Below are 25,176 nucleotides of genomic sequence, written 5' to 3'. Positions count from 1 at the left end.
GATTTATCGCTATCCGATAGTTGCATGCTCAAGCCGCTTTGCAACCGGCGCAAGGCATGTAAGCTTGTTTACAAGTGAACTTGCCGGTTCACCCTGGTTCGGAACAGAAAGGCCGCAGTGTCCAGCCGCCCGAAACTGAGCGACGTCCTCTATGCGGACATGCAGGACCGCATCCGGCGAGGCGAGGTTCTCGCCGATGGCAAGCTGCCCTCGGAGAACGAGCTCAGCCAGGAATTCGGGGTGTCGCGCCCGACCGTGCGCGAGGCGCTGCGGCGCCTGCGCGACGACGGCCTGATCCATTCCCGACAGGGCGCCGGCAGCTTCGTCGCGGCTCAATCGCCGGCACCCGCCCCGGCCGCGCCGATCAAGCGGCACGACATTCGCACGATTTCCGATGTGAGGCGGGTCTATCAGTTCCGGATCGCGCTCGAGGGCGAGGTCGCCTATATCGCGGCGCTGCATCGCGGCGAGGCCCATATCCGGGCGATCCACAAGGAGCTGGAAGCGATCCATCTCGCGATCAGGGCGGGACGGATCGGCGTCCAGCAGGACAGCGACTTCCACGCCGCGATCGCCCGGGCCACGCAGAACCCCTATTTCGAAGCGGCGCTCGCGGCGGTGCGTCCCCAGGTCGATTTCGTCATCGACCTCGCCCGCAGTTTCTCCGTCCTGCAATCGGCCGAGCACCTCGCGATGGTGCAGCGCGAGCACGCCGCCGTCTTCGAGGCGATCCGCGATGGCGACGGCCTGAAGGCCCGCGAGGCGATGCAGGCCCATATCCGCAACGCCCAGGAACGGGTCTTCGACGGAATCCATTTCTAGCCCACCCGGCAGGCTTGCCATCGACCCGCTCGCGGAGCCGATCGCGGGCCCGTGCCCTTACGTCCGGCTTTATGCTTGACGCGCATCATGAGATCGATAGCATCCATTTTAGGAATGATAGGTCACCATGGATCTCCGTCAACTCGAAGCCTTTGCCGCGGTCATATCCGCCGGGAGCATCACAGGCGCCGCGCGGCTGCTCGGGCGCTCGCAGCCGGCCCTGACCCGGCTGATTCAGGAGCTCGAGGAAACGCTCGGCTTCAGCGTGCTCCATCGCAGCGGGCCGCGCGTCACGCCGACCGATCGCGGCCTGCGCTTCCACCAGGAGGTCGAGCCGGTCATCGCCTGGCTGCGCCATTTGCGCGAGCGCGCCGCGACCATCGCCGCCGACAAGCCGCGCTCGCTCGAGATTTCGGCGATCGCCTCCTTCGCGGCGGGCATGCTGCCGGCGGCGCTGCAGCGGCTCGGTGCTGACGCCCTGCCCGAACAGGTCCATATCCGCGCCGCGCTGGCCGAGCAGGTGGTCCAGTCCGTCGCGACCCATGTCGCCGAGATCGGCGTCACGAGCCTGCCGGTCGACCATCCCGCCTTGGAGATCCACTGGATCGGCGAAGCGCCCTGCGTGGCCGCGGTCCGGGCCGACGACCCGCTCGCCGCCGCCGAGACCATTCCCCTCGCCGCCATGGCCGGCCGCCGGCTGATCACCATGGCCAATCCCTTCCGCTGGCGCCGGCGCGTCGACATGGCGCTGGACGAGTGCGGCGTCCGGCCCGCCGCGATCCTCGACGCCAACACCTCGAACACCGCCCTGATGGCGGCCCGCGCCGGGCTCGGCATCGCCATTCTCGAACCCGTCATCGCCTATGGCATGCCGCTCGAAGGCGTCGCGATCCGCCGGCTCGATGCGCCGATCTCGTTCTTCTGGGGTGTGGTGACGCCCTATGGCAGGCCGCTCACGCCGCTCGTCGAGGGGCTGGTCAACGCGCTGGAGGCACTGGCGCGGGAGACCTTGCCCGGCTTCGTCAAGCATCCGCCAGCGATGCGCGACCGTCTGATGAGCGATGTCTTCGGGCCGGTTTCCGTACCCCTCCGGCAGGCCGGGAGACGGGCATGACCGCCGCGCCGCAGGAGCCGATGGGCCTCGCCAGGCTGGAGCAGCGTCTCCGGCAGGATCTCGCCTGGCTCGAATGGCCGGCGAAGGACTGGGTGCCGCTGCGCGAGCAGGACGGGCAGCGGGTCCGCGTCGTCGTGGTGATCGGCGCCGGCATGTGCGGCCTGGCGGCTGCCGCCGCGCTCAAGGGGCTCGGCGTCGTCAATCTTACAGTGCTCGATCGCGCTCCGGCCGGCCAGGAGGGCCCCTGGATCACTTACGCGCGGATGGAGACCCTGCGCTCGCCGAAGCAGCTCGTCGGCCCTGCGCTCGGCCTGCCCGCCCTCACCTTCCGGGCCTGGTACGAGGCGCAGTTCGGCACTGCGGCCTGGGAGGCGCTCGGCAAGATCCCGCGGCCGATGTGGATGGAGTATCTCGTCTGGTATCGCCGCGTCCTCGACCTGCCGGTCGAGAACGAGGTCACGCTCGAAGCCGTCACCGCGCTGCCTGACGATCTCCTCGCGCTGAAGGTCAGGGATGCCGGCGGCGTCCGAACCGTTTTCGCCCGCCACCTCGTCCTCGCCACCGGCCGAGACGGGCTCGGCGGCCCCTGGGTGCCTCCCCTCGTCGCGGGGATCGATCGCCGTTTCTGGGCGCATAGCGCCGACGATATCGATTTCGACGCGCTGAAGGGCAAGCGGGTCGGCGTCGTCGGCGCCGGCGCCTCCGCGATGGACAATGCCGCGACCGCGCTGGAGCACGGCATCGCCAGCCTCGACCTCTTCATTCGCCGCAAGGACCTGCCGCGGATCAACAAGTTCACTGGCATCGGCAGCCAAGGCGTCATCCACGGCTTCGCCGGCCTGCCCGACGACTGGAAATGGCGCTTCCTCGACGCCGCGCTGAAGGCGCAGACGCCGCCGCCGCGCGACTCGACCATGCGCGTCTCGCGCCATCCCAATGCCCGCTTCCATCTCGGCAGCCCGCTGCTCTCGCTGAAAGAACGGGACGGCCATCTCGAGCTGACCACGGCGAAGGGCGTCTACGATCTCGATTTCATGATCTTCGCGACCGGTTTCTCGGTCGATCCCGGCCTGCGGCCCGAACTTTCCGCATTCGCGCCCTTGATCCGCTTCTGGAAGGATCGCTACACGCCGCCGGCGGGGCTCGACAATGCCGAGCTCGCGCAGGCGCCCGATCTCGGCCCCGCCTTCGAGTTCCAGGAGAAGGTTGCGGGAACCTGCCCGGCGCTCGCCCGCATCCACTGCTTCAACTACCCGGCCCTGCTGAGCCACGGAAAGCTCTCCGGCGACATTCCGGCGGTCAGCGAAGGCGCAAGGCGGCTGGCGCGGGGCATCACGCGCGCCTTGTTCGTCGCCGATCGCGAGACGCATTACCGGGCGCTGCTGGCCTATGACACGCCCGAGCTGCTCGGCGACGAGTGGCGCGACGCCGACGCGGAGCTGGAGGTCGGCCATGCCGAATGAGCGCCCGCTGATCGAGGCCTTTTACGGCATCTCCTCGCCCTGGGCCTATTTCGGGGCGCCGCGTCTCTACGACATCGCCGCGCGCACCGGCGCGCGCCTGTCGCTCCGGCCGATCCGCATCATCGAGGCCAATGGCGGCATCCCGCTGCGCACGCGCCCCGACCCGCGCCAGGCCTATCACGCGGTCGAGCTCGAGCGCTGGCGCCGCCATCTCGGCATGCCGCTGAACCTGAAGCCGCGCTTCTATCCCTGCCGCACCATCGAGCCGGCGGCGCAGGCGGTGATCGCGGTCGACGGCGCCGGCCTCGATGCGCAGAGCTTCTCCTTCGCGGTCCAGCGCGCGCTGTGGGCGGAGGAACGCGACATCGCCGATCCCGAAACCTTGCGCGAGATCGCCCGCGAGACGCTCGGCGATGAGGCCGTGCCGCTCGTCGCCCATCCCCAGCCTGCGGCGATCGTCGCCGTTTGGCACGGCAATCTCGACGAGGCCGAGCGCCTCGGCATCTTCGGGACGCCGACCTATGTCGTGAACGGCGAATTGTTCTGGGGCCAGGACAGGCTCGATTTCGTCGAACGCGCCGTGACTGCCGCCTCTTCCGCCCCTGCCCGCACATCATGAAGGAGTCGATCATGAAGACGCTGTCGATCGCCGCCGCCCTCGGAGCCACGCTCCTCGCGGGCCTGAGCACCGCCCCCGCCCGCGCCGAATACCCCGAGAGGCCGATCGAGATGATCGTCGCCTTTGCGCCCGGCGGCGGCACCGACGTCGCCGCCCGCTCGATCGCGCGCTACATGGAGAAATATCTTGGCTCGGGCGCCCGGATCGGCGTCATCAACAGGCCCGGCGCCGGTGGCGAGATCGGCTGGACCGCCGTCGCCCAGGCCAAGCCGGACGGCTATACGATCGGCTTCATCAACGCTCCCGCGATCAACGCGCTCGTCATCGAGGGCAAGACCAAGTTCAAGATGAGCGACCTGCAGCCGGTCGCCAACCTCGTCTACGATCCCGGCGTGCTGGTCGTGCCGAAGGCCAGCCCCTATGCCTCGCTGAAGGACGTGGTCGACGCCGCCAAGAAGGCGAGCACGCCAATCGTCATCGGCACCTCCGGCGCCAGCGGCTCCTCCGAGCATATCGCGTTGCTGAACTTCCAGCGCCTCGCCGACACCAAGTTCACCCCCGCCTTCTTCGGCGGCACGGCGCCCGTGCGCCAGGCCGTGCTCGGCGGCCATGTACCGGCCGCGACGATGAACCTGAGCGAGGCGCTGCAAATCGCGCGCGAGGGCAACATCAAGGTCATCGGCGTGATGAGCGCCGAGCGCTCGTCATACCTGCCGGACGCCCCCACCTTCCGCGAGGGCGGCTATGATGTCGTCGTCGGCGCCTCGCGCGGCATCGCGGCGCCCAAGGGCATCCCGGCCGACGTGATCGCCAAGCTCGAGAAGGCGATCGACCAGGCCCTGAAGGATCCGGAATATCTCGACGCCGCCAAGAAGGCCGAGATCCCGCTGCAATATCTCGCCTCGGCGCAGTTCAAGGACTTCCTCGATCGCGCCACGACCGATCTCGAGGCGACCTGGAAGGCGACGCCGTGGAAGTGACGCCGCAGGCCGCAGCCGAGACCGCGCGCTCCGGCGCGCGCAGCCTCGCCGAGATCGGCTTTGCGGCCCTGCTGGTGGCGACGGCCGTCGCGGTGATCGCGACGGCGGCGTCCTACCCCACCGAGAGCGCGGCCTATCCGATCGCGATCGGCGCCGGCATCGCCGCGCTCGGCCTCTGGATCGGCCTGCGCGAACTGATCAGGCGGCAGCGCGGAAACCCGACGCCGGGCGGCTTCGCCGAGCATGGCCCGCGCCTCGCCATCGGCGTCGCGACGCTCGTCGCCTATTTCGTCGCGGTCAGCCTCCTCGGCTTCATCCTGCCGAGCCTCGCCTTGTGCATCCTGCTGCCTGCCGCCGTCGGCTTCCGGCGCTGGGGCTTGTCGGCAGCGGTCGCGATCATCTCGGTGGTCTTCATCCTGCTGGTCTTCGTCTATGCGCTCGAGCGGCCGATCCCGCCCGATATCCTCTCCCCGTTCCTGGGACGGCTCAGATGATCGACGCGCTGCTCCACGCCGTTCCGCTCGTCTTCGCGCCGATGAACATCCTCGCGATGTTCATCGGGCTGATCGCCGGGCTCGTCGTCGGTTGCCTACCGGGCCTGACCGTCGTCACCGGGCTCGCGGTGCTGATCCCCCTCACCTTCGGGCTCGATCCGCTCTTCGCGCTCGGCATGATGGCCGGGATGTATAATGGCGGCTCCTATGGCGGCGCGATCCCCGCCATCCTGATGCGGGTGCCGGGCACGCCGGCCTCGGTCGCGACCGTGCTCGACGGCTACAAGATGACCCAGAAGGGCCAGGCCGCCTATGCGCTCCAGGTCGCGCTGCTCTCTGGCGTGATCGGCAGCGTGCTGTCCTCGATCTCGCTGATCCTGCTCTCGCCGCCCTTGGTCTCGTTCAGCCTGCTTTTCGGCCCGACCGAGTATTTCTGGCTCGGCATCCTCGGGCTCGCGACCGTCTCCTCGCTGCTCGGCGACGACCTGCCCAAGGGCCTGATCGCCTGCGGCGTCGGCCTCCTGATCGGCGCGGTCGGCCAGGACATCTCGAACGGCACGGAGCGCTTCACCTTCGGTCAGCTCGACCTGCTCGACGGCTTCAGCGCGATCGTGCTGCTGACCGGGCTGTTCGCCGTACCGCCGGTGCTGCAGATGGTCGAGGAGGCGGTCAAGACCGGCATGAGCGGCGACAAGCTCAAGCTCAGCCGGCAAGGCTCGGCGCTCAGCCAATGGCGCTTCTTCACCCCGGTCTGGATCCGCAGCTCGATCATCGGCATCATCATCGGCATTCTGCCCGGGGCCGGCGGCAGCATGTCGTCCTTCCTCGCCTATAACGAGGCCAAGCGCGTCGCCCGCAATCCCGAGACTTTTGGCCACGGCAATCCCGAGGGCGTCGCGGCCTCCGAATGCGGCAACGGGGCGGACAACGCCGCTTCGCTGATCCCGGCGCTGGCGCTCGGCATTCCGGGGTCCGGGGTCGCGGCGGTGATCCTGGGCGGCCTGCTCGTGCACGGCCTGCGGCCCGGCCCGCAGCTCTTCCGCGAGCACCCGGACATCGTCTACGGTTTCATGCTGCAATTCCTGGTGACGTCGCTTCTGCTCGCCGTAGTCGGCGGCCTCGCGGCGACGCGCATCTTCGGTCAGGTGCTGCGGCTGCCGCGGATCGTACTGGCGCCGGTGATCCTGCTCTTCGTCACCGTCGGGGTCTATTCGGTCAACAACTCGCTGTTCGACCTCTGGGTGCTGCTCGGCGTCGGGCTCGTCGGCTATGTGCTGGAGCGGCTCGATTATCCGAGCGCGCCGATCGTGCTCGGCCTGCTGCTCGGGCCGATGGTGGAGAGCCAGTTGCGGCTCGCCCTGACGATCTCCGGCGGCAACGCCTCGGCCCTGCTCGCGACGCCGATCGCGATCATCCTCGCCGGGCTCAGCGCCGCCATCCTGCTGACGCCCGCCTGGCGGACCTGGCGCGAGCGCGGAAAGGCGGCTTCCGGAGAGCCCGCGCGCTAGAACTGGAATGACGCGCTTCGAGCCGGCTCAGTCGGCCGTTCTGAAGATCCCGCGCGGCAAGCCGTCGGCGAAACGGCGGGCGCGTTCGAGATGGGCCTCCATGCCGCGCGCCGCGCCCTTGGCGTCGCCGGCCAGGATCGCGGCCGCGATCTGGCGGTGTTCCTTGTTCGACAGCGCCAGCGTCTCCGGCGTCAGCGTCCCGCTGAGCTGGAGCATGATCAGCGGCAGCTGCATCTGCCGGCACAGCACGGCGAGCTGCTCGTTGCCGCTGATATCGGCCACGGCCTGGTGGAAGATGCGGTTCTCGTCGAGATAGGTCATGCCGAGGTTGCGCGGCGCGTCGCTCCAGATCGGCGCCACCGCCTGCTCGAACCGGGCCTTCACGCCCGGCAGGCCGATATTCTCGCTTGCCAGCCGCGCGGCCAGCACCTCGAGCGCGCCGCGGATCTGGAACAGCTCCTGCGTCTGCTGGTGCGACAGCCGCCGCACGATGGCGCCGCGATTCGGCACGCTCTCGACCAGCCCTTCCGAGGTGAGCTTGCGAAAGGCCTCGCGCAGCGGCCCGCGGCTGACGGCGAGCTCGACCGTCAGATCAGCCTCGATCAGGCGCTGACCTGGCGCATAGCGGCCGCTGAGAATGCCGTCCTTGAGATGCAGGAAGACCCGCTCGACCGTGTTGCCGCGGGCGCGCCCGGCGGCCTCGCCATCGATAAGGTCGTTGCGGTCGGATGGATCGAGCATGCCGGCATCTATGCCTTGGCCGAGGCGGCTTGACAAGCTTTTGCACTCCAATATTGTCCTACAAAACTGAAGGTCGAATTGACCTCTGAGGAAACCCAAGGAGCGACGACATGCGCACCCGTCCCGGACGGAGGCCGCGATGCTGATCGGCAGCGCCGGCCCCGGCAAAACCTCGATCTGCACCGCGGATGCCGCCAGCATCGAAATCCGCGGGCGCGATCTCACCAATGACCTGATGGGCGGGGTGAACTTCACCGAGTTCTTCTTCCTGCTCGTCACCGGCAAGACGCCGTCGGAGAAGCAGCGCTTCTTCCTCGATGTGCTGCTGGTTGCCATCGCCGAGCACGGCCTCACCCCGACGGCCCAGGCCGCGCGGATGACGTTGGCCGCCGATCCAGATTGCCTCCAGGCCGCAGTGGCAGCCGGCATCCTCGGCTGCGGCACGGTGGTGCTCGGCACCTCGCAGCTCTGCGGCGACCTGCTGGTCGCAGCGCAGAAACGGGTCGCCGCCGGCGAGGCACCGGCCGCTGTGGCTCTCGACATGGCGTCGGCCATCCGCGCTCGCCGCGGCAAGATGCCGGGATTCGGCCACCCCATCCATCATCCGGTCGATCCGCGCACGCAACGCATCCTGGCGCTTGCCGAGCGCGAGGGGATTGTCGGGCCGCATCTCACGCTCGCCACGGCCTTCCAGCCCGCGGTCGCCGAAGCCTGGGGCAAGCCGATGCCGATGAACGTCTCCATGCCGATCGCGGCCGTGCTGCTCGACCTCGACTTCCCGGCGACGATGATCAAGGCGATCCCGATCCTGGCGCGGACGGCCGGCGTGCTCGGCCACCTGGCCGAGGAGCAGGAGCGGCCGATCGGCTTCCTGATGTCCCATCACGGCGAAAGCGCCATCGCCTATGAACGCGAAGGAGCCGCCGCATCATGATGTTCCAGCCCGAGATCGAGAGCCGCCCCTGGGCCGAACAGCAAGGCATCGACGAGCCGGCCTATCGCAAGCAGCTCGACTATCTCTTCGACAATTCGAAATTCTACCGGAAGAAGCTCGGGGATGCGGGCTTCAGGAGCTCCGCCTCGGCGGGGAGCCTGGACGACATCCGGCACCTGCCCTTCACCGAGAAGGACGAGCTGCGCGCCAGCCGTTCCGAGGCCGATCCGATCGGCACCCATATCGCAGTGCCGCTGGAAAAGGTCTGCCGCGTCTTCTCGACCAGCGGCACGACCGGCATCCCGAGCTATATCCCATTGACCCCGAACGATCTCGAACGCTGGGTCCTGACCTCGTCGCGCTCCTATGCGGCGGCTGGCGTCAAGGCCGGCGAGCGCATGGTCAGCACCTATAATGCCGGGCCCTTCGTCGCCGGCGCCGCGCTCGACGCGTTCAACCGCCTCGGCCTCTGTCACATCCCGGTCGGCAGCGGCAATACCGAACGGCTGATGGCGGCGGTGAAGCTGCTCAAGCCGCAGATACTGGGCTGCACGCCGTCCTACGCCTTCCACCTGTCGGAATGGGCGAAGGATCGCGGCATCGACCTCAAATCGAGCTCGGTCGAGCATATCCTGGTCGCCGGCGAACCCGGCGGCGGCGAGCCCGCCATGCGCGGCAAGCTCGAGGAGGCCTGGGGCGCCAAGGTCACCGAGGCCATGGGCATCGGCGACATCTCGGTCTCGCTCTGGGGCGAATGCGAGCACCAGAACGGCATGCATTTCAGCGGCCGCGGCTTCGTCCATATCGAGCTGATCGATCCGGAGACCGGCGAACCGGTCCCGCTCGAGGACGGCGCCACCGGCGAACTGGTCCTGACCCATCTGGCGCGCGAGGCAGCCCCGCTGCTGCGCTTCCGCACGCGCGACCATGTCATGTTCTGGAACTCGCCCTGCCCCTGCGGCCGGACCTCGCCGCGCGTGCGCTGCATCGGCCGCACCGACGACATGCTGATCGTGCGCGGCGTCAACCTCTTCCCGTCGGCGGTCCGAGAGGTGGTGAACCGCTTCGCGCCCAAGGTCAGCGGCGTCATCGCCGTGCGGCCCAAGGTCAAGGGCGTCAAGCAGGAGCCGCCGCTGCCGGTCGTGGTCGAGCTCGGCGAGGGCGTCAAGGCCTCGCCCGACCTCGCCGACAGCATCCAGAAGGAGATCCGGGCGGTGCTCGTCGTGACCACGGCGGTCAAGCTGGTGCCGCAAGGAGCGCTGCCCCGAACCGACTACAAGTCGAAGATCCTGGATTTCAGCGAGGCCGTCTGAACGGCCCGTTCCAATAAGAACATCATCAGGGAGGATAAGATGAAACTGAGACATGCCCTGCTGGGCGCCCTCGCCGGGCTCATATCGGCGGGCCCGGCCTTCGCGGCCGAGGTCGAGCTCAAGCTCTCGCACATGTTCCCGCCGACGCATTTCATCCAGACGCTCGTGCTCGAGCCCTGGGCGAAGTCGCTCGAGGAGAAATCGAACGGCCGCGTGAAGATCCAGATCTTCGCGGCGGGCTCGGCGCTGGGCGACGCCACGCGCCAGTTCGACCAGGTGCGCGGCGGCGTGGTCGACATCGCGATCGGCATCCCCGCGATCCCGCGCGGCCGCCATCCGCGCTCGACGCTGATCGAGCTGCCCTTCACCATCAAGACGGCCGAGGCCGGCACCAAGGCGCTGACCGAGCTCTATGACGAGCATCTCAAGGCCGATTTTCCCGGCACCGTGATGCTCTCGATGACGGTGACCGAGCCGAGCGCGATCCATACGAAATCACCCGTCGCCGATCTCGACCAGGTCAAGGGCCTGCGCCTGCGGGCGCCGACGCCGAGCGTCACCGCAATCCTGAACGCACTGGGCGCCACGCCGGTCGGCCTGCCGCCGACGCAGATCTACGAGAATGTCGAGCGCGGCGTGGTCGACGGCAATGTCATGCCCTGGGGACCGGTCGGCGCCTTCAAGCTGCATGAGGTGCTGAAGAACCACCTCAATGCCCGCATCGACGCCGTCGCGATGTACACGCTGATGAACGAGCGGCGCTACAACGCGCTGCCGCCCGATATCAAGAAGCTGTTCGACGACAGCAAGGTCTTCTTCGCCCAGAACTGGGGCAAGTGGTGGAAGGACACCGACCAGATCGCGATCGATGCGGCCAAGAAGGCCGGCAACACGATCCGCGACCTGCCCGATGCCAGCCGCGACGCCTGGCGGACGCGCCTGCAGAAGGTCGTCGACGACTATGTCGCCGAGCAGGAAAAGGCCGTTCCGGGCTCGCGCAAGACCTATGAGGCGATGGTCGCGGCCCTGAAGAAATACGAGTAGCGCCCCCCGTTCCCCAGGCGGGCCGGCGTCACACGACCCCCGGCCCGCCCTCGTTTCCCTCCCGAGCGGATTTCCCATGATCAGGGCAACCAGGTTTCTGGCGCTGGCCGGCACGCTGGCCTTCCTCGCGGCGGTGGCGCTGACCATCGTCGATATCAGCTTGCGCAGCCTGACGACCGGCACGGTCCATGGCGCCGTCGATCTCGGCCAGCTCTGCGTCATGATCGGCGCGATGCTGGCGATCCCCTATGGCTTCGCGACCGATCAGCATGTCGCGATCGACCTCTTCACCGAAAAGCTGCCAGTGCGGATCCAGGTTGCGCTGCGCATCTTCGCCGCCCTCCTCGGCGCCGTCTTTCTGGCCGGCGTATTCTGGTTCTCCCTGCAGCAGGCGCTGATCGAGATCTCCGGCGGAGACCGCAGCCAGACCATCGGAATCCCGATGAGCTGGTACTGGGCTCCGTTCCTCATTGGCATCGGCCTGTCGGTCGTCAGCCTTCTCGTCGTCGCGCTCGATCTCATGCGCAACGGGCTCCCCTCAACTCGCGTCGAGGAGGCCGTCCATTGAGCCCCGCTGCCATCGGATCGATCGGAATTTTCGCGCTGCTGGCGCTGATCGCACTGCGCGTGCCCGTCGCCATCGCCATGGGCGTCGTCGGCATCGTCGGCGGCGTCGCCATCAATGGCTGGTTCAGCCTCGGCTTCGTGCTCGGCTCGCAGCCCTTCGTCACCGTCTTTCCCTATACGCTCTCGGTCATCCCGCTCTTCGTGATGATGGGCGCCTTCGCCGCCCGCGCCGGACTCTCCGCCTCATTGTTCCAGTCGCTGCATGCGCTGATCGGCCATTGGCGCGGCGGCCTGGCCTCCGCCACGATCGGCGCCTGCGCGCTGTTCGGCTCGGTCTGCGGCTCGAGCCTCGCCACCGCCGCGACGATGGCGCGCGTCGCGATCCCCTCGATGCGCGCCGTCGGCTATGACGACCGCCTGACGGCCGGCACCGTCGCGGCCGGCGGCACGCTCGGCATCCTGATCCCGCCCAGCATCATCATGGTCATCTATGCGATCATGACCGAGCAATCGATCGGCCGGATGTTCCTCGCCGGCATGGTGCCGGGCTTCATGGCGGCCGGGCTCTACATGATCACGGTCTACATCATCGCCCGCCTGCGCCCGAAAGCCGCGCCGCTCTCGCCCCGGCTCGACGGCGCCAAGCGCATCGAGGCCTTCCGGCAGATGGGGCCGGTCCTGCTGCTCTTCGGCTCGGTGATGGGCTCGATCTATCTCGGCATCGCCTCGCCGACGGAAGCGGCCGCGGTCGGCGCCTTCGGCGCGATGGTGCTCGCCGCCTTCCGGCGCAAGCTGACCTGGGAGGTCGTCCGGGAATCGCTGATGGAGACGGCGGTGACCACGGGCATGATCTTCATGATCCTGGTCGGCACCTCGATCCTGCAATTCTTCATCGAGACCTCGACGCTGCCGAACATGCTGCTCGACGGCATCAACTGGCTGCAATTGCCGCCGCTCGGCGTGCTGATCCTGATCCTCGTCGTCTACATCATCCTCGGCTGCTTCCTCGACAGCCTGTCGATGATGCTGATCACCCTGCCGATCTTCTTCCCGCTGATCGTCAAGCTCGGCTACGATCCGGTCTGGTTCGGTATCCTGGTGACCTCGGTGGTCGAGATCGGGCTGATCACGCCGCCCGTCGGCATGAATCTCTTCGTGATCGTCGCCGTCTCAGGCTCGATCAAGTTCGAGACGGCCGCGGCCGGCATCGTGCCCTTCCTGATGGCCGATCTCACCCGGGTGGCGCTGCTCGTCGCCTTCCCGGCGATCACCCTGTTCCTGCCGCGCCTGCTGATGGGTTGACCATGACCGCCACGCTCGCCGCCCGCCTGAAGCAGCCGGGGCTGCTGGTCGCGCCCGGCATCCACGACATGGTCTCGGCCCGCATCGCCGACGCGATCGGCTTCGACGCGCTCTACATGACCGGCTTTGGCGTGGTCGCATCGCATCTCGGCCTGCCGGATGCCGGGCTCGCGACCTATTCCGACATGGTCGGCCGCGTCCGGCTGATGGCGGAAGGCACGCGGGCGCCGCTGATCGCCGACGGCGACACCGGCTATGGCGGCCTGCTCAATATCGACCACACCGTGCGCGGCTACGAGGCGGCGGGCGCGGCCGCGATCCAGCTCGAGGATCAGGAATTTCCGAAGAAATGCGGCCACACGCCCGGCCGCCGCGTGGTGCCCGTCGCCGACGCGGTCCGGCGCATCAAGGTCGCGGCGCAGGCCCGCAGCTCGCGCGATTTCCTGATCGTGGCGCGGACCGACGCCCGCACCAGCCTCGGGCTCGACGAGGCGCTCCGGCGCGGCGAGGCCTTTCTCAAGGCCGGCGCCGACATCCTGTTCATCGAGTCACCCGAGAGCATCGAGGAGATGGCCCGGATCGGCCGCGCCCTCGACGCCCCGCTGCTCGCCAACATGGTCGAGGGCGGCCGCACCCCGATCCTGTCGAAGGCGGAACTGGAAGAGTTCGGCTACAAGCTCGCGATCTTCCCCGTCTCCGGCCTGCTCGCCCAGGCGGCGGCGCTGCGATCGGTCTATGCGACGATCGCACGCGAAGGCTCGACCAGGGATTTCACTGGTGCGCTCGAGCCCTTCGACGCGGTCACCCGGCTGATGGGCTTCGAGCGGGTCTGGGCCTTCGACAAGGCGCATGCCGAAACCGAGAACTGAGACGGCGATTTGGAACTGGCAAGCACCGCATGCCTCGTTATTCTGCGGCGTGACCTCGCGAGATGCTTTCCCCACCCGACCTGAGCCGGCAGCGGCATGACGGATCTCCGCGACGCCGGGCCCGTCGACCTCATCCTCGTCGGCGGCGGGCACACCAATGTCCAGGTCATGACCGCTTTCGCCCGCCAGCCCGAGCCGCGGCTGCGCCTGACCCTCGTGACCGATCGGCTGACCACGCCCTATTCCGGCATGCTGCCCGGCTGCGTCGCCGGTCTCTACGCCGTCGAGGAGATGCATATCGACCTGGCGCGCCTGGCGCGGGCGACCGGCACGCGGCTGATCCACGCCGCCGCGATCGGGCTCGACCGGTCGGGGAAGCGCCTGCTGCTCGCCGACGGCGCAACGATCTCCTACGACCTGCTCTCGCTGAATGTCGGCATCGCGCCCGACCTCTCCGGGATCGAGGGGGCAGATCGGCATGGCATCCCGGTCAAGCCAATCAGCGGTTTCCTGACGCGCCTGGATGCGCTTCTGAAAGCGCTGCAAAAGCCCGATGGTCCGCGCCGGATCGCCATCGTCGGCGGCGGCGCGGCCGGGGTCGAGCTCGCCTTCGCCATGCGCGCCCGCCTGAACCGCGAGGCGCCGGGCTGGGGGATCGATCCCGCAAGCTTCGATCTCGTCCTGGCCAGCGCCGAAGGGCTCGTGCCGGCCCTGAACGACAGCGTCCGTCGCAAGGTCGAGGCGGCCCTCGCCCGGCACCGCATCGGTTTCGTCAGCGACTTCCGGGTCGTGGCGATCACCGCACGATCCTTGCGGGCGCAGGACGGCCGCGAGCTGCCGGCCGACGCCGTGTTGCTCTCGACCGATGCGCGCGCGCCGTCATGGCTCGCCGGGACCGGCCTGCCGCTGGCGAAGGACGGTTCGGTGGAAACCCGCGAGACGCTTCAGGCCCTGGGCGACGACGCCATCTTCGCCGTCGGCGACTGCGCGACGGTGGTGGCCGATCCGCGGCCGAAGGCGGGCGTCTTCGCCGTAAGGCAGGGGCCGGCGCTGGTGCGCGGCCTGAGGGCGGTGCTCGGCGGCGAGCCGATCCCCAGGCACCAGCCCCAGCGCGAATTCCTCACCCTGCTGATGACCGGCGACGGTAGCGCCATCGCCGGACGTGGCACTTGGTTTTCGCTCGAAGGAAGGCTCGTCTGGCGCTGGAAGGACTGGATCGACCGGCGCTTCATGGCAATGTTCTCGGAGTTCGACCGCGACCGGACGCCGTGAACGAGGCGCTCAGAGCGCCGCCTGGATATCGCCCGCCAGATCGCCCAGCCGCGGGAGCTCCTCGATCCGCGCGATCTCACGCGCCAGATTCTCCGCCGCCTCGCTGCGGATGGCGAGCCCGGCGAGATCGCGGAACTTGCCAAGCAGCGCCTCCTCGCCCAGTGGATTGTCGAAGCCGCCGATCGGCACATCCGAGCGGGCCGAAAAGGTCTTGCCGGTTTTCAGGCGGATTTCGACACGCGCCGCCCGGATCTCCGGCAGCAGCGCGGTCAGCGCCCTGTCCTCTTCCACCCGGACCTTGGCGATCAGCGCGGCCATGGCCGGAGCCCGCACGATCTCGTCGGTATAGACTTCGCGCGCATTGCTGCCATGGAGCAGGCGCGCCGCGACGTTGAAGGCGATGGAATGCTTCGCCGCGTAAGCATTGGCGACGGCCGTGCCGCCGAGCCGGGTCGCCGGGTCGTAGGTGAAGACCGTGACCGCGGCGATCGCCTCGACATCCGGCGCATGCTCGGCCTGGATCGCCGCCGCGGCCTCGATCGGCGCGTGGTTCCAGCGGCTGCAGGCGTAGATCTTGAAGTAGTTGCGCGTCAGGAAGAACGTTTCGAAGCGCTCTTCGATCGTGGGCGTGAATCGCTCGCCGAGGATGCGGCCGAAGACGGCTCCGAGCGCATCCGGCTCGCCGCTGAACCCAGCCTGCGCCAGCCGCGCCGCCAGCAGCCCGTTATGGTTGGTGAAGCCGGTATAGAGATTGCGCACCGAGGCGCCGCTATTGGCGGCGTTCTGGGACGAGGCGATGCTCAGCCCTGCCGCAAGCTCGATCGCCTGTGCCGTCGCCGCGGCGTCGAGGCCGAGCAGGCGCGCCGCGCCAACGGCCGTCCCGATGATCGCATGCGTGCCGAAGGGGTGGACCGCATCGCGCAGCTTCGTCGCACGGCCGACGCGCACGGCGATCTCGTAGCCGGCAATGAAGGCTTCGAGGAAGATCGCGCCGGAGCAATCCAGCTCCTCGGCAAGAGCCCAGAGCGCCGGCATGATGTGGACCGCCGGGTGGTTGATCGCGAACTGGTTGCCCTCGTCGAGCTCGAGCGAGACGCCGCCAGCACCGTTGACCAGCGCCGCGACATGGGCAGCGGCGGTGAGCTTCGTGCCGAACAGCGACGCCCGGCCCTGGCCAAGCGTTGGCGCGAGCGCGGCGAGGTTGCGGATTTCCGGCAGGCGCGAGCCGGCGAGCATGACGCCGACCGTGTCGCGCACGATCAGCTTCGCATGGGCGACGACCTCGGCCGGGACGTCGCCGAGCCGCAGTGACATGGCGAGCGCTGCCAGGGCTTTGGCGGTCGTGGAGGGTTCGGTCCGGACCGGTTGCGGCGCGGCGCTCACGACCCGCTCTCAACCGCGACGGCTACGAGCGCGGCGACGAGCTCGGGCTTGCGGACCTGCGGCTCGGGCCAGGCGCGGCGGCTTTGCCCCAGGCCGAGCCCGAGAAAGCTTTCGGCCAGCTTCAGCGTCAGCAGCAAGGGGTCGACGACCGGCACAGTCAGCTCGGTCGCAAGCTGTGCGGCAAGATCGTCCCCGGTGCTGGCGAGGCACAGCACATCGGCTCCGTCCTCCTCGACGCAGGCCTTGGCGACGGCGAGGGCCGCCGCGAAAGCCGCTCCACCCTGCTCGCCTTCGGCGGCGGAAAAGGCGCGAACCGAGGCGCATTGGGCTCCGAGCCCATATTCGCTGACGAGTTTCTTCGCCCGGTTATAGCCGGAGGCCGGCACGAGCACCGAGAAGCGCGAGCCCAGCGTCAGCGCGTGCAGCATGGCGCTGCGCCCGGCCGCCACGACCGGCACCGACAGGACCGAACGCAACGCGCCGGCGCCATAGTCGCCGAAATCACCGAGGCAGACGGCGTCGAACCCCTCAGTCTCGGCGCCCTGCCCGGCAGCGAGCACAGCGAGATCGGCCAGGGCCCAGTCATGGGCGCTCGCGAAGCCCGCGGGCCCTCCCTCGGCATGGCGGATCACCACGGACGCGTCGGAATCGACGACCGCGGCCGGATCGGCCGGCCCCGCACCGGCCGCGAGGATCATCAGGAGCTTTGGCATCGTGTCCTCCCTCAGAGCCCGGCCGCGCGCTCGCCCATGGCACGCAAACGTGCCCGGGCGGATTCGAGCGGCGCGGGATAGGCGATGCGGCTATGGCTGAGCTTCAGCTTGATCGCGGCGTCGGCCAGCCGGTAGGTCAGCGGGCCGGGATTGATGATCGGCACCGGCAGGCGCTCGGCGAGGTAAGCGTGGGCCTCGTGCATCGTGGTCGAGCCGAGGATGATGACGTCGGCACCGTCCTCCTCGATGCAGGCCATCGCCGCCTTGTGCAGCGCCGGGAAGAACTCGTCCTCCTTGCCGGCGAGCAGGCTCTGGTTGTTGGGCTGCAGGCCGGCGGAGCGCAGCGAGGCGCATTTATGGGCGAGCCCGAGCTCGGCCAGCGTCTTGGTGTAGAGATGGCGCCAGCGGTCCCACATCGCCAGGATCGAGAATTTTTCGCCGAGCATCAGCGCCGCCAGCATGGCGTGGCGCCCCGCGCCGATCACCGGAATGTCGAGGACCGAGCGCAGCGCCGACATGCCGGAATCGCTGACGGTGTCGATGCAGACAGCGTCGAAACCTTCCTCCTGCGCGGTGATGCCCGCCTCGAGGATGCCGATATCGGCCAGTACCGAATCCTGCTGGCTGACATAGTTCGCCGGCGCGATCCGCACCGGGCGGAACTCGAAATCGATGCCCTCGCCCAGTTTCACCGAGCCGAGCTGCGCCTTGCGCTTCTCCAGGTTCTCCGCATCCATCGGAAACGGCACGATCACCAGCACCCTGGCCATGGCGGCTTGCTCTCCTTGAAATGTCACGATGCGAGGCGCGCGGCGCCCGCACCGGCGAAGCGGCCGAGCACGACGGCGGTCAGAAGGCCGTTGCCGCCGAGATAGCCCCAGGATGACGGCCCCGAGAGGCCGCGCGCGGCGCCGCCGGCGGCGAAAAGATTTGGCAGCGCCGACCCGTCGGCGCGCAGGACGCGCGCATCGACATCGACCGAAAGGCCGCCCTGGGTATGGAACAGCGCGCCGCGCACCTCGGCCGCGAGGTAAGGCGGCCGTAGTCGAGGATTGCCGGTGAGATCGCGCCCGAACGGGTCCGCCGCCTCACCCGAGGCGTAGCTTTCCACCTCGGCGAAGCTGGCCTTCAGCGCCTCCGCCGGCAGGCCCGTGACCTCGGCGAGCCCCTCGACGCTGTCAGCCGAGACGATGGCTCCCGCCTCCAGCACACGATGATAATCCTGGAAGGTCAGGGCCGGTTCCTCGCAGCGCCGGTCATAGATCGTCCAGGCGGTGCCGCCAGGCTGGGCGAGCACGGCCGAGGCCTGCTCGGAATAGCCGCTCATCTCGTTCGAGAAACGGCGTCCCTCGCGATTGACCTGGAAGCCGCCGCGAATGACCAGCGCCCAGGTCAGCGGCAGGTTCGGGCCGGCAGCGACGCAATGGCCCTGGTAGCCGCCGAGATCGGCGCTGGCCGCACCCAGCGCCGCCCCCCAGGCGAGCGCCTCGCCCCGGCTGCCGTCATGGCCGCAATAGACGGCCTCAGCCATGTCCGGGATATGGCGGGCGACGGCGGCCGGATCGGCGCCATAGCCGCCGGTCGCGAGCACCAGCGCCCGGCAACCGATCTGGCGCTCGGCTCTGTTGCCGTCGCGGTAGCCCAGGGCAGCGACGCGGCCGCCTGCCTCGGCGAACAGCGTCTCGACGAGGGCCGAGGTCACAACCTCGACGCCCGCCGCGCGCGCCGCGCGCAACAGCCCCTGCTCCATCTCGACACCCGTCCGGCCCTTCGGCACGTGATAGCGAAGGCGGGAATGGCCGGGATAGAGGATGTCGTCGAGCAGCTCGAAATGGACGCCATGGCGATCGACCAGCCATTCGACCGCCGGGCCCGAAGCTTCCGCGACGGTTTTTGCAAGAACCGGATCGGTCTTGCCCTTGGCCTTGGCCATGATGTCGGTGAGGAAGAGTTCGGGCGTGTCCTCGATGCCCTTCTCGCGTTGGAAACGCGTGCCCGCGCCGGGCAGCATGCCGAGTGTCAGCGCCGTATTGCCAGCCGGCTCGGCGTCGCGTTCGAGCACGACGACCGTCGCGCCCGCGTCGCGAGCCGCCAGGGCAGCGCACAGGCCCGCAGCCCCCGCCCCGACGACCACGATATCGACAATCCGCTTCGGCGAGGCCTCACTGGCAGGCCGGACGCTCACGCCGGCACGCCCCAGCTCACCTGCTCGGATATGACCGGCCCGGCCAGCCGGAAGCGGTCGATGAAGCGCGCCCCGCCCTTCAAGGTGCCATGGCCGAAAACGAGACAGCCATCATCGGTCAGCGCCTCGACGAACTGCTCATAGCTCTTGCCGAGCCCAGCCGAGGCCTTGAGCGCTTCGGCAAGGCCGAGGCTGCGTCCTTGCGCGTCGATCGCGACGAAGCCGTCCGTCACCAGCTTGCCGGCGGCCTCGGCATCGCCCTTGGCCATCGCCTCGGCCAGCGCGGCCGCGACTTCGGTCGATGGTGGCAGCGGTGGGCCGGGCACGCGCGAGACGCCACCGCGCGCATACGAGCTCGGCGCGAGCTCGCGCAGGATCGTCACGACGCCGTCCGGCGGCGCGGCCATGACCGAGCGCACGACGCGCGTCATGCCCTTGAGCAGCCGCGCCTTGGTGGCGTCGTCATAGCCCTGGATGATGGTCGTCTCGACGACAGGCATGGCTCTCTCCAAATCTACGGGGATTTGAGGTCAGGCGGCCGAAAACTCGGCGGCCATCTCGGCGATGGTGGCGACGCGGCAGACCGGCTTCAGCGCCGCGATGGCGGTGTCATGGACCGCGGGCGTGAAGGCGGCGCAGCCGTCTTCCAGCACGATCGTCTCGAAATCGCGGACATGGGCGTCGCGCACCGTCGAGGCGACGCCGCCATTGCTGACGATGCCGGCGATGATGAGCTTCTCGATGCCGCATTTGCGCAGCACCCATTCCATCCGCGTCATGTAGAAGGCGGAATAGGCGATCTTCTCGACGGTGAGATCGGCCGGCTGCAATTCGTCGACCAGGGCATGGCCCCAGGCGCCGGGCAGGAAATCGCCCTTCTTCAGGAAGGGCCGGATCTGCTTCAGATGCGGCGAGATCAGCGGCTCGCCGCCCTTGGCCGGAACCAGCGTGAACTGGGTCGAGACATAGAAGCCGCCCTTGGCGCGGATCAGGTCGGCGAGCGGCTTCAGCCGCGCCGGCAGCGCCGCGATCTCGGGCGCGCTCTGCCCGGCCCGGCCATAGGCGCCGTCGGGATGCAGGAAGTCGTTCTGGAGATCGACGGTGAGCAGCGCCGTGCGCGACAGCGGAATGGCGGGATGGCTCATGCGGCGCGCTCCACGATCAGGTTGCCGAAGGCGTCGATGCGGGCGACGAGATCGGGATCGACCACCGTCGTCGCGTCCGGCTGCTCGAGGATCGCCGGCCCGTTGACGACGGTTCCGACCGGCAGCTCGAGCCGCGCATAGACCGCGGTCTCGTGCCAGGCGCCTGCGAACCAGACCTGGCGGGAGCCCAGCCGCGCCTTGCCGGCATCGGCGTCGACGCCCGGCGCCAGCGCCGAGAGGTCGAAATGCGGGCGCCGCCCGATCGCGGCGGTGCGCAGATTGACGATGCGGGCCGGCACGCCCGGCAGCAACCGGCTGAAGGAGGTGCGATAGGCCTCCTCGAAGGCGGCGCGGACCTTTGCCTCGCTGACGCCCGTCGTGCCGTTCGCCACGGTCAGCGGCAGCGGCACGGACACCGTATGCGTCTGCCCGATATAGTGCATGTCGAGCTCGAACAGCAAGTCGATGGCCTCGACCGCGAGCCCGGCCGCCTCGACGACCTCGCGCGCCTGCGCGGCTTCGGTGACCATGCGCCGGTCGAGCGCCCCGGCATCGAGCCCTTCCAGGCTCAGATTGACGGTCTGGACCTGGTCATGGCGGATATCGGCGATGACGCAGCCGAGCGCCGAGGTGACGCCGGGATAGCGCGGCACGAGCGCGGCCTTGAGGCCGACATCCTTGATCAGCGCGCCGGCATGGAGCGCGCCGCCGCCGCCGAAGGGCACGGCCGCGAACTTGCCGGGATCATGCCCGCGCTCGATCGAGACGAGCCGGATGGCGCCCGCCATCTTGGCATCGGCGATGCGCACGATCGCTTCCGCCGCGACCATGACGTCGAGCCCGAGCGGCCTGGCGACATGCTCCTCGATCGCGGCTTTCGCCGCCTCGACATCGAGCCGCGCGAGCTTGCCGCCGATCGGCCGCTCGGCATTGATGCGGCCGAGCACGACATTGGCGTCGGTCAGCGTCGGGCGGGTATTGCCCTGGCCGTAGCAGACCGGCCCGGGCCGCGAGCCGGCGCTTTCCGGTCCGACCTGCAGCAGGCCGCCGGCATCGACATGGGCGATCGAGCCGCCGCCGGCGCCGATCGTGGTGATCTCGATCATCGGGGTGCGGATGACGAGGCCGAAATCGATCGTCGTCTGGGCGGCGAGCGCGGTCTTGCCGCCGACGACCAGCGAGACGTCGAAGGAGGTGCCGCCGAGATCGCCGGTGATCACGTCCGGGAAGCCCGCCGCCTCGGCGATCGCCGCCGCGGCGATGACGCCGGCCGCCGGGCCCGACAGCGCAGTGCGCACCGGCAGCCGCCGCGCCGTCTGCGTCGACATCACCCCGCCGTTGGACTGGACGATGTGGAAACGGCCCTTGAAGCCCTCGGAGGCCAGCGCCTCGTCGAGCTTGCCGAGATAGCTGCCGACGACCGGCTGGAGATAGGCGTTGAGCGCCGTGGTCGAGGTCCGCTCGAATTCGCGGATCTCCGGCAGGATCTGGCTGGAGCAGGCGATGTTGCCATTCGGCCAGACGGCCGAGGCCGCCGCCAGCGCCTTCATCTCGTTCTCGGAGTTCGCGTAGGCGTTGACGAAGACGATCGCGAGCGCCTCGCAGCCGGCCTCGGCAAGCCGCTTAGCCGCCTGCCGGACCTGATCTTCATCCAGCACCTGCCGGATCGTACCGTCGGCGAGCGTGCGCTCATCGACCTCGAGCCTGAGATCGCGATCGATCACCGGGACGAAATCACCCCAGAGTCCCCAGGTATGGCGCCGGTCGCGCCGGCGCATCTCGAGCACGTCGCGGAAACCGCGGGTGGTGATCAGGCCGACGCGCGCGCCCTTTCGCTCCAGCAGCGCATTGGTGCCGACCGTCGTGCCATGGACGACGGAGGACAGGTCGGCGATCGCCCCGAAGCTTTTCAAGCCTTCGAGGAAGCCGACCGCCTCGTCGCCCCGATTGGACGGCACTTTCGCCGTGCGGAAGCGCTTGGCCGGCTCGTCATAGAAGAACAGGTCGGTGAAGGTGCCGCCGACATCGACGCCGACGATACGGCCTTGCAGGTTCTTGACCGGCGCGTTCATGCCGCGATCCCTTTGCGCAGTGCGGCCGTGGCCGCGACATCCACCTTGCCGCCGGCATCGCTGACGACACCGTAAGTCTCCCGCGCCGCCGCAACGCCGACATAGCCGAGCCGGACATCGCGCCCGACCAAAGCCGGATCGCGCTCGCGCGGATCGCCCCAGCCGCCACCGCCGGGCGTCTCCAGCCTGACGGCGCGCCCCGCCGGCACCGGCACGCCGGTGACCTTCGAGACCAGCGGCGGCGACTGCTCGCCGTCATCGCTCTCCCAGGTGAAGCGGTTGAGCGCGGCCGGGCCGCCGCCGACCACGCCGAAGGGGGCGACCTTGCCGCGCTCGCCGAGCAGGAAGACTTCGGCATCGCGCAAGGCCTCGACCTCGTAGACCGCGCCGAGCCCGCCGCGATGCACGCCGCCGCCGGCCGAGTCGGGCCTGAGCGCCCATTGCCGGAACATCACCGGATAGCTCGCCTCCAGGATCTCGGCCGGCGGGATCGTCGCGGTCGAGATCGGGTTGTTGGCATGGTTGAGCCCGTCGGTCTCGGGATTGCCGCCGAGGCCGCCGCCGAAGAAGGAGAACATCACCCAGCGCGCGCCGTTCTCGCGATGACCGGCGAAGGAGAGCGCGTTGATCGTGCCGAAGGGCGCGGCCGTGGCCTTGTCCGGATCGGCCTTGGCGAGCGCGCCGAGCATGACGCCGATCAGCCGCAGGATCGTCTCGGTATAGCCCGCCATCGGCTTGGGCGCGGTGGCGCCGAGCAGAGTCGTCGGCGGGATCACGAAATCGATCGGCTTCAGGCAGCCCGCATTGGCCGGCACGTCGGTGAAGATGTGCTTCAGCGCGACGTAGCAGGCGGCGACGGTCGTCGCATAGGAGATGTTGATCGGCCCCTGCGCCGGCGGCGAGGAGCGCGAGAAGTCGAGCGTCATCGCGTCGCCGGCGATGGTGAGGTCCAGCGCCACCGTCAGCATCTCGTCGGTGATGCCGTCATTGTCGAGCACGTCCTCGAAGGAATAGCGCCCGTCGGGCAGCGCCTTGATCGCGCTACGCATCAGGGCTTCCGCCCGCTCGGAGAAGGCCTCGAAGGCGGCGGCGATCACCGGCGCACCGTAATCGTCGAGAAGAGCGCCGAAGCGGCGTTGGCCGAGGTCGAGCGCATTGAGCTGGCCGTTGAGATCGCCCCAGTTCGAGACCGGCACCCGCGAATTGGCGGCGAGCAGGTCGACAATGTCCTGGTTCAGCGTCCCGGCGGAGAACAGCTTCACCGGCGGGAAGCGCACGCCTTCCTGGAAGCTCTCGGTCGCCTTGGGATTGTAGCCGCCGGGCACATTGCCGCCGATATCGAGCCAGTGGCCAACCGAGGCCAGCCAGCAGAACAGCTCCCCGTCGCGGAAGATCGGCCGCACCAGCCGAAAGTCGTTGAGATGGGTGCCCCCCTCATAGGGGTCGTTGAACAGGAAGGTGTCGCCCTCCTGCAATCCGCCCTGGCGCGCGACCTTGTCGATCACGGCCTTCACCGCGAAGGCCATGGCGCCGACGAAGATCGGCAGGCCGTTGGTGCCCTGCACCAAGGTCGCGCCGGTGGTGGCGTGATAGAGGCCGTGGCAGGCGTCGCGTGCCTCGGCGATGATCGGGTTGAAGGCCGAACGGAACAAAGTCGCGTCCATCTCGTCGGCGATCTGCTCGAGGCGGCCCTTCAGCACCGCCAGCGTGACGGGATCGACGCTCGTCATGCCGCGTCATCCTTCTTCGGAGCGGAGGCTGGCGCGGTAGCCTCGCCATATTCCTCATAGGTGCGGCCCAGAGCCAGCATCTCGGGCGTGCCGATCAGCGCGTTCAGCGCATTGAAATCGAACATGCGCTGGCGGAACGGCTCGTTGGTGCCGTGCGCATGCAGCGAGCGGTAGTAGTCCTGCGCCGTGTGGGCGAGTGCCCTGACGATCCCGCCCGGGAAGATCACGATCCGGAAGCCGAGCTCGCCGAGCTCGGCCGCCGAGGCGAGCGGCGTGTCGCCGCCCTCGACCATGTTCACGAGCAGCGGCAGCCGGTTGGCGAGCCTGCCGGTCACGGCCTGGAGCTGCTGGCGCGACTGAGGCGCCTCGACGAAGAGGATGTCGGCGCCGGCATCGGCATAGAGCGCCGCCCGCTCGATCGCCTTCTCGAAGCCTTCGACCGCGACGGCGTCGGTGCGGGCGACGATCAGGGTCTCCTCGCTCTGGCGCGCATCGACCGCCGCCTTGATCTTGCCCGCCATCTCGCGGGCGCTGATCAGGCTCTTGTCCTGCAGATGGCCGCAGCGCTTGGGCAGGGTCTGGTCCTCGATCTGGATGGCGCTGGCGCCGGCAAGCTCGAAGACGCGCACGGTGCGCCGGACATTGAGCGCGTTGCCATAGCCGTTGTCGGCGTCGACGATCATCGGCGTCGGCACCCGGTCGCGCACCAGCGCGATCACGTCGGCGACCTCGCTCATCGAGACCAACCCGATATCCGGCCGGCCGAGCCGGGTATAGGCGATCGCGGCGCCGGACAAATACAGCGCCTCGAACCCGGCCGCCGCCGCGAGCGAGGCGGTCAGGGCGTCATAGACGCCGGGCGCGACGATCGGGGCGCCGGTCTTCAGTCGTTCTCTTAGGCTCATC

The 25,176-nt window shown here is 68.9% G+C and carries 24 protein-coding genes; 14 read left to right on the top strand and 10 right to left on the bottom strand.

Annotation, left to right across the window (positions count from 1 at the left end):
• Positions 1–117: 117 nt before the first annotated feature.
• From ACTIF2_RS20340 to ACTIF2_RS20310, 7 genes are all read left to right on the top strand, one after another.
• On the top strand, positions 118–822 hold the full coding sequence (locus ACTIF2_RS20340; RefSeq protein WP_439498937.1) for a FadR/GntR family transcriptional regulator: 705 nt from the start codon (positions 118–120) through the stop codon (positions 820–822).
• Positions 823–949: 127 nt separating this feature from the next.
• The gene (locus tag ACTIF2_RS20335; RefSeq protein ID WP_439498936.1) at positions 950–1,936 is read left to right on the top strand and encodes a LysR family transcriptional regulator; all 987 of its coding nucleotides are present in this window, start codon (positions 950–952) and stop codon (positions 1,934–1,936) included.
• Complete coding sequence (locus ACTIF2_RS20330) at positions 1,933–3,399, top strand: NAD(P)-binding domain-containing protein (protein ID WP_439498935.1); 1,467 nt, start codon at positions 1,933–1,935, stop codon at positions 3,397–3,399. Before ACTIF2_RS20335 ends, ACTIF2_RS20330 begins: the two co-directional genes overlap by 4 nt.
• Positions 3,389–4,018 (top strand): 2-hydroxychromene-2-carboxylate isomerase, encoded by a 630-nt coding sequence (locus ACTIF2_RS20325; protein WP_439498934.1) that lies wholly within the window; start codon positions 3,389–3,391, stop codon positions 4,016–4,018. The genes ACTIF2_RS20330 and ACTIF2_RS20325 overlap by 11 nt, the downstream gene beginning before the upstream one ends.
• Before the next feature lie 11 nt (positions 4,019–4,029).
• The gene (locus tag ACTIF2_RS20320) at positions 4,030–4,998 is read left to right on the top strand and encodes a tripartite tricarboxylate transporter substrate binding protein (protein ID WP_439498933.1); all 969 of its coding nucleotides are present in this window, start codon (positions 4,030–4,032) and stop codon (positions 4,996–4,998) included.
• A complete protein-coding gene (locus ACTIF2_RS20315) occupies positions 4,989–5,492 on the top strand; it encodes a tripartite tricarboxylate transporter TctB family protein (RefSeq protein WP_439498932.1) in 504 nt (167 codons plus the stop codon). The genes ACTIF2_RS20320 and ACTIF2_RS20315 overlap by 10 nt, the downstream gene beginning before the upstream one ends.
• Entirely contained in the window at positions 5,489–7,000 is a 1,512-nt protein-coding gene (locus tag ACTIF2_RS20310) for a tripartite tricarboxylate transporter permease (protein ID WP_439498931.1), read from the top strand. The genes ACTIF2_RS20315 and ACTIF2_RS20310 overlap by 4 nt, the downstream gene beginning before the upstream one ends.
• A 27-nt stretch (positions 7,001–7,027) precedes the next feature.
• Here ACTIF2_RS20310 and ACTIF2_RS20305 read toward each other — a convergent pair whose 3' ends face one another.
• Positions 7,028–7,741: a GntR family transcriptional regulator gene (locus tag ACTIF2_RS20305; protein ID WP_439498930.1), complete on the bottom strand. Its 714-nt coding sequence runs from the start codon at positions 7,739–7,741 to the stop codon at positions 7,028–7,030.
• Positions 7,742–7,880: 139 nt separating this feature from the next.
• Between ACTIF2_RS20305 and ACTIF2_RS20300 the strand changes: the two genes are divergently transcribed.
• The 7 genes from ACTIF2_RS20300 to ACTIF2_RS20270 all read left to right on the top strand — a co-directional run bounded on the left by ACTIF2_RS20300 (position 7,881) and on the right by ACTIF2_RS20270 (position 15,042).
• Positions 7,881–8,675, top strand: a complete 795-nt coding sequence (locus ACTIF2_RS20300) for a citryl-CoA lyase (protein WP_439498929.1) — start codon at positions 7,881–7,883, stop codon at positions 8,673–8,675.
• Complete coding sequence (locus ACTIF2_RS20295; RefSeq protein WP_439498928.1) at positions 8,672–9,988, top strand: phenylacetate--CoA ligase family protein; 1,317 nt, start codon at positions 8,672–8,674, stop codon at positions 9,986–9,988. Before ACTIF2_RS20300 ends, ACTIF2_RS20295 begins: the two co-directional genes overlap by 4 nt.
• Before the next feature lie 39 nt (positions 9,989–10,027).
• Complete coding sequence (locus tag ACTIF2_RS20290; protein WP_439498927.1) at positions 10,028–11,032, top strand: TRAP transporter substrate-binding protein; 1,005 nt, start codon at positions 10,028–10,030, stop codon at positions 11,030–11,032.
• Between the two features lie 76 nt (positions 11,033–11,108).
• The gene (locus ACTIF2_RS20285; protein ID WP_439498926.1) at positions 11,109–11,600 is read left to right on the top strand and encodes a TRAP transporter small permease; all 492 of its coding nucleotides are present in this window, start codon (positions 11,109–11,111) and stop codon (positions 11,598–11,600) included.
• Entirely contained in the window at positions 11,597–12,901 is a 1,305-nt protein-coding gene (locus ACTIF2_RS20280; RefSeq protein ID WP_439498925.1) for a TRAP transporter large permease, read from the top strand. Before ACTIF2_RS20285 ends, ACTIF2_RS20280 begins: the two co-directional genes overlap by 4 nt.
• Positions 12,902–12,903: 2 nt before the next feature.
• Positions 12,904–13,770, top strand: a complete 867-nt coding sequence (locus ACTIF2_RS20275) for an isocitrate lyase/PEP mutase family protein (RefSeq protein WP_439498924.1) — start codon at positions 12,904–12,906, stop codon at positions 13,768–13,770.
• A 96-nt stretch (positions 13,771–13,866) separates the two neighbouring features.
• Positions 13,867–15,042, top strand: a complete 1,176-nt coding sequence (locus ACTIF2_RS20270; RefSeq protein WP_439498923.1) for an FAD-dependent oxidoreductase — start codon at positions 13,867–13,869, stop codon at positions 15,040–15,042.
• 9 nt (positions 15,043–15,051) lie between these two features.
• Here the strand turns inward: ACTIF2_RS20270 and ACTIF2_RS20265 are convergent, their stop codons facing one another.
• The 9 genes from ACTIF2_RS20265 to ACTIF2_RS20225 are packed head-to-tail and all read right to left on the bottom strand — an operon-like array spanning position 15,052 to position 25,175.
• Positions 15,052–16,425 (bottom strand): MmgE/PrpD family protein, encoded by a 1,374-nt coding sequence (locus ACTIF2_RS20265; RefSeq protein ID WP_439498922.1) that lies wholly within the window; start codon positions 16,423–16,425, stop codon positions 15,052–15,054.
• Positions 16,422–17,138, bottom strand: coding sequence for an aspartate/glutamate racemase family protein (locus tag ACTIF2_RS20260; protein ID WP_439498921.1), 717 nt, complete (start codon positions 17,136–17,138; stop codon positions 16,422–16,424). The genes ACTIF2_RS20265 and ACTIF2_RS20260 overlap by 4 nt, the downstream gene beginning before the upstream one ends.
• Positions 17,139–17,149: 11 nt before the next feature.
• A complete protein-coding gene (locus ACTIF2_RS20255; protein ID WP_439498920.1) occupies positions 17,150–17,908 on the bottom strand; it encodes an aspartate/glutamate racemase family protein in 759 nt (252 codons plus the stop codon).
• Positions 17,909–17,931: 23 nt separating this feature from the next.
• A complete protein-coding gene (locus ACTIF2_RS20250) occupies positions 17,932–19,323 on the bottom strand; it encodes an FAD-dependent oxidoreductase (RefSeq protein WP_439498919.1) in 1,392 nt (463 codons plus the stop codon).
• Positions 19,320–19,823, bottom strand: a complete 504-nt coding sequence (locus ACTIF2_RS20245; protein ID WP_439498918.1) for a tautomerase family protein — start codon at positions 19,821–19,823, stop codon at positions 19,320–19,322. The genes ACTIF2_RS20250 and ACTIF2_RS20245 overlap by 4 nt, the downstream gene beginning before the upstream one ends.
• A 30-nt stretch (positions 19,824–19,853) precedes the next feature.
• Positions 19,854–20,468, bottom strand: a complete 615-nt coding sequence (locus ACTIF2_RS20240) for a cysteine hydrolase family protein (RefSeq protein WP_439498917.1) — start codon at positions 20,466–20,468, stop codon at positions 19,854–19,856.
• Positions 20,465–22,540 carry a hydantoinase/oxoprolinase family protein gene (locus ACTIF2_RS20235; RefSeq protein WP_439498916.1) on the bottom strand — a complete coding sequence of 692 codons (2,076 nt, stop codon included), beginning with the start codon at positions 22,538–22,540 and terminating at the stop codon, positions 20,465–20,467. The genes ACTIF2_RS20240 and ACTIF2_RS20235 overlap by 4 nt, the downstream gene beginning before the upstream one ends.
• Positions 22,537–24,270, bottom strand: coding sequence for a hydantoinase B/oxoprolinase family protein (locus ACTIF2_RS20230; protein WP_439498915.1), 1,734 nt, complete (start codon positions 24,268–24,270; stop codon positions 22,537–22,539). Before ACTIF2_RS20230 ends, ACTIF2_RS20235 begins: the two co-directional genes overlap by 4 nt.
• Positions 24,267–25,175: an isocitrate lyase/PEP mutase family protein gene (locus ACTIF2_RS20225; protein ID WP_439498914.1), complete on the bottom strand. Its 909-nt coding sequence runs from the start codon at positions 25,173–25,175 to the stop codon at positions 24,267–24,269. The genes ACTIF2_RS20230 and ACTIF2_RS20225 overlap by 4 nt, the downstream gene beginning before the upstream one ends.
• Position 25,176: the final 1 nt, after the last annotated feature.

The organism is Allobosea sp. (assembly GCF_051860145.1).
Lineage (GTDB): Bacteria > Pseudomonadota > Alphaproteobacteria > Rhizobiales > Beijerinckiaceae > Allobosea.
Note: the sequence above shows the minus strand (reverse complement) of the source record. Positions and strands in the feature narration are given on the sequence as shown.

What these genes read in the sequence shown, in the direction of transcription:
- ACTIF2_RS20335 (WP_439498936.1), top strand. Translation starts at nt 950, where the DNA reads ATGGATCTCCGTCAACTCGAAGCCTTTGCCGCGGTCATATCCGCCGGG.
- ACTIF2_RS20330 (WP_439498935.1), top strand. Translation starts at nt 1,933, where the DNA reads ATGACCGCCGCGCCGCAGGAGCCGATGGGCCTCGCCAGGCTGGAGCAG.
- ACTIF2_RS20325 (WP_439498934.1), top strand. Translation starts at nt 3,389, where the DNA reads ATGCCGAATGAGCGCCCGCTGATCGAGGCCTTTTACGGCATCTCCTCG.
- ACTIF2_RS20320 (WP_439498933.1), top strand. Translation starts at nt 4,030, where the DNA reads ATGAAGACGCTGTCGATCGCCGCCGCCCTCGGAGCCACGCTCCTCGCG.
- ACTIF2_RS20310 (WP_439498931.1), top strand. Translation starts at nt 5,489, where the DNA reads ATGATCGACGCGCTGCTCCACGCCGTTCCGCTCGTCTTCGCGCCGATG.
- ACTIF2_RS20305 (WP_439498930.1), bottom strand. Translation starts at nt 7,741, where the DNA reads ATGCTCGATCCATCCGACCGCAACGACCTTATCGATGGCGAGGCCGCC.
- ACTIF2_RS20300 (WP_439498929.1), top strand. Translation starts at nt 7,881, where the DNA reads ATGCTGATCGGCAGCGCCGGCCCCGGCAAAACCTCGATCTGCACCGCG.
- ACTIF2_RS20295 (WP_439498928.1), top strand. Translation starts at nt 8,672, where the DNA reads ATGATGTTCCAGCCCGAGATCGAGAGCCGCCCCTGGGCCGAACAGCAA.
- ACTIF2_RS20290 (WP_439498927.1), top strand. Translation starts at nt 10,028, where the DNA reads ATGAAACTGAGACATGCCCTGCTGGGCGCCCTCGCCGGGCTCATATCG.
- ACTIF2_RS20285 (WP_439498926.1), top strand. Translation starts at nt 11,109, where the DNA reads ATGATCAGGGCAACCAGGTTTCTGGCGCTGGCCGGCACGCTGGCCTTC.
- ACTIF2_RS20275 (WP_439498924.1), top strand. Translation starts at nt 12,904, where the DNA reads ATGACCGCCACGCTCGCCGCCCGCCTGAAGCAGCCGGGGCTGCTGGTC.
- ACTIF2_RS20270 (WP_439498923.1), top strand. Translation starts at nt 13,867, where the DNA reads ATGACGGATCTCCGCGACGCCGGGCCCGTCGACCTCATCCTCGTCGGC.
- ACTIF2_RS20260 (WP_439498921.1), bottom strand. Translation starts at nt 17,138, where the DNA reads ATGCCAAAGCTCCTGATGATCCTCGCGGCCGGTGCGGGGCCGGCCGAT.
- ACTIF2_RS20255 (WP_439498920.1), bottom strand. Translation starts at nt 17,908, where the DNA reads ATGGCCAGGGTGCTGGTGATCGTGCCGTTTCCGATGGATGCGGAGAAC.
- ACTIF2_RS20245 (WP_439498918.1), bottom strand. Translation starts at nt 19,823, where the DNA reads ATGCCTGTCGTCGAGACGACCATCATCCAGGGCTATGACGACGCCACC.
- ACTIF2_RS20240 (WP_439498917.1), bottom strand. Translation starts at nt 20,468, where the DNA reads ATGAGCCATCCCGCCATTCCGCTGTCGCGCACGGCGCTGCTCACCGTC.
- ACTIF2_RS20235 (WP_439498916.1), bottom strand. Translation starts at nt 22,540, where the DNA reads ATGAACGCGCCGGTCAAGAACCTGCAAGGCCGTATCGTCGGCGTCGAT.
- ACTIF2_RS20230 (WP_439498915.1), bottom strand. Translation starts at nt 24,270, where the DNA reads ATGACGAGCGTCGATCCCGTCACGCTGGCGGTGCTGAAGGGCCGCCTC.
- ACTIF2_RS20225 (WP_439498914.1), bottom strand. Translation starts at nt 25,175, where the DNA reads ATGAGCCTAAGAGAACGACTGAAGACCGGCGCCCCGATCGTCGCGCCC.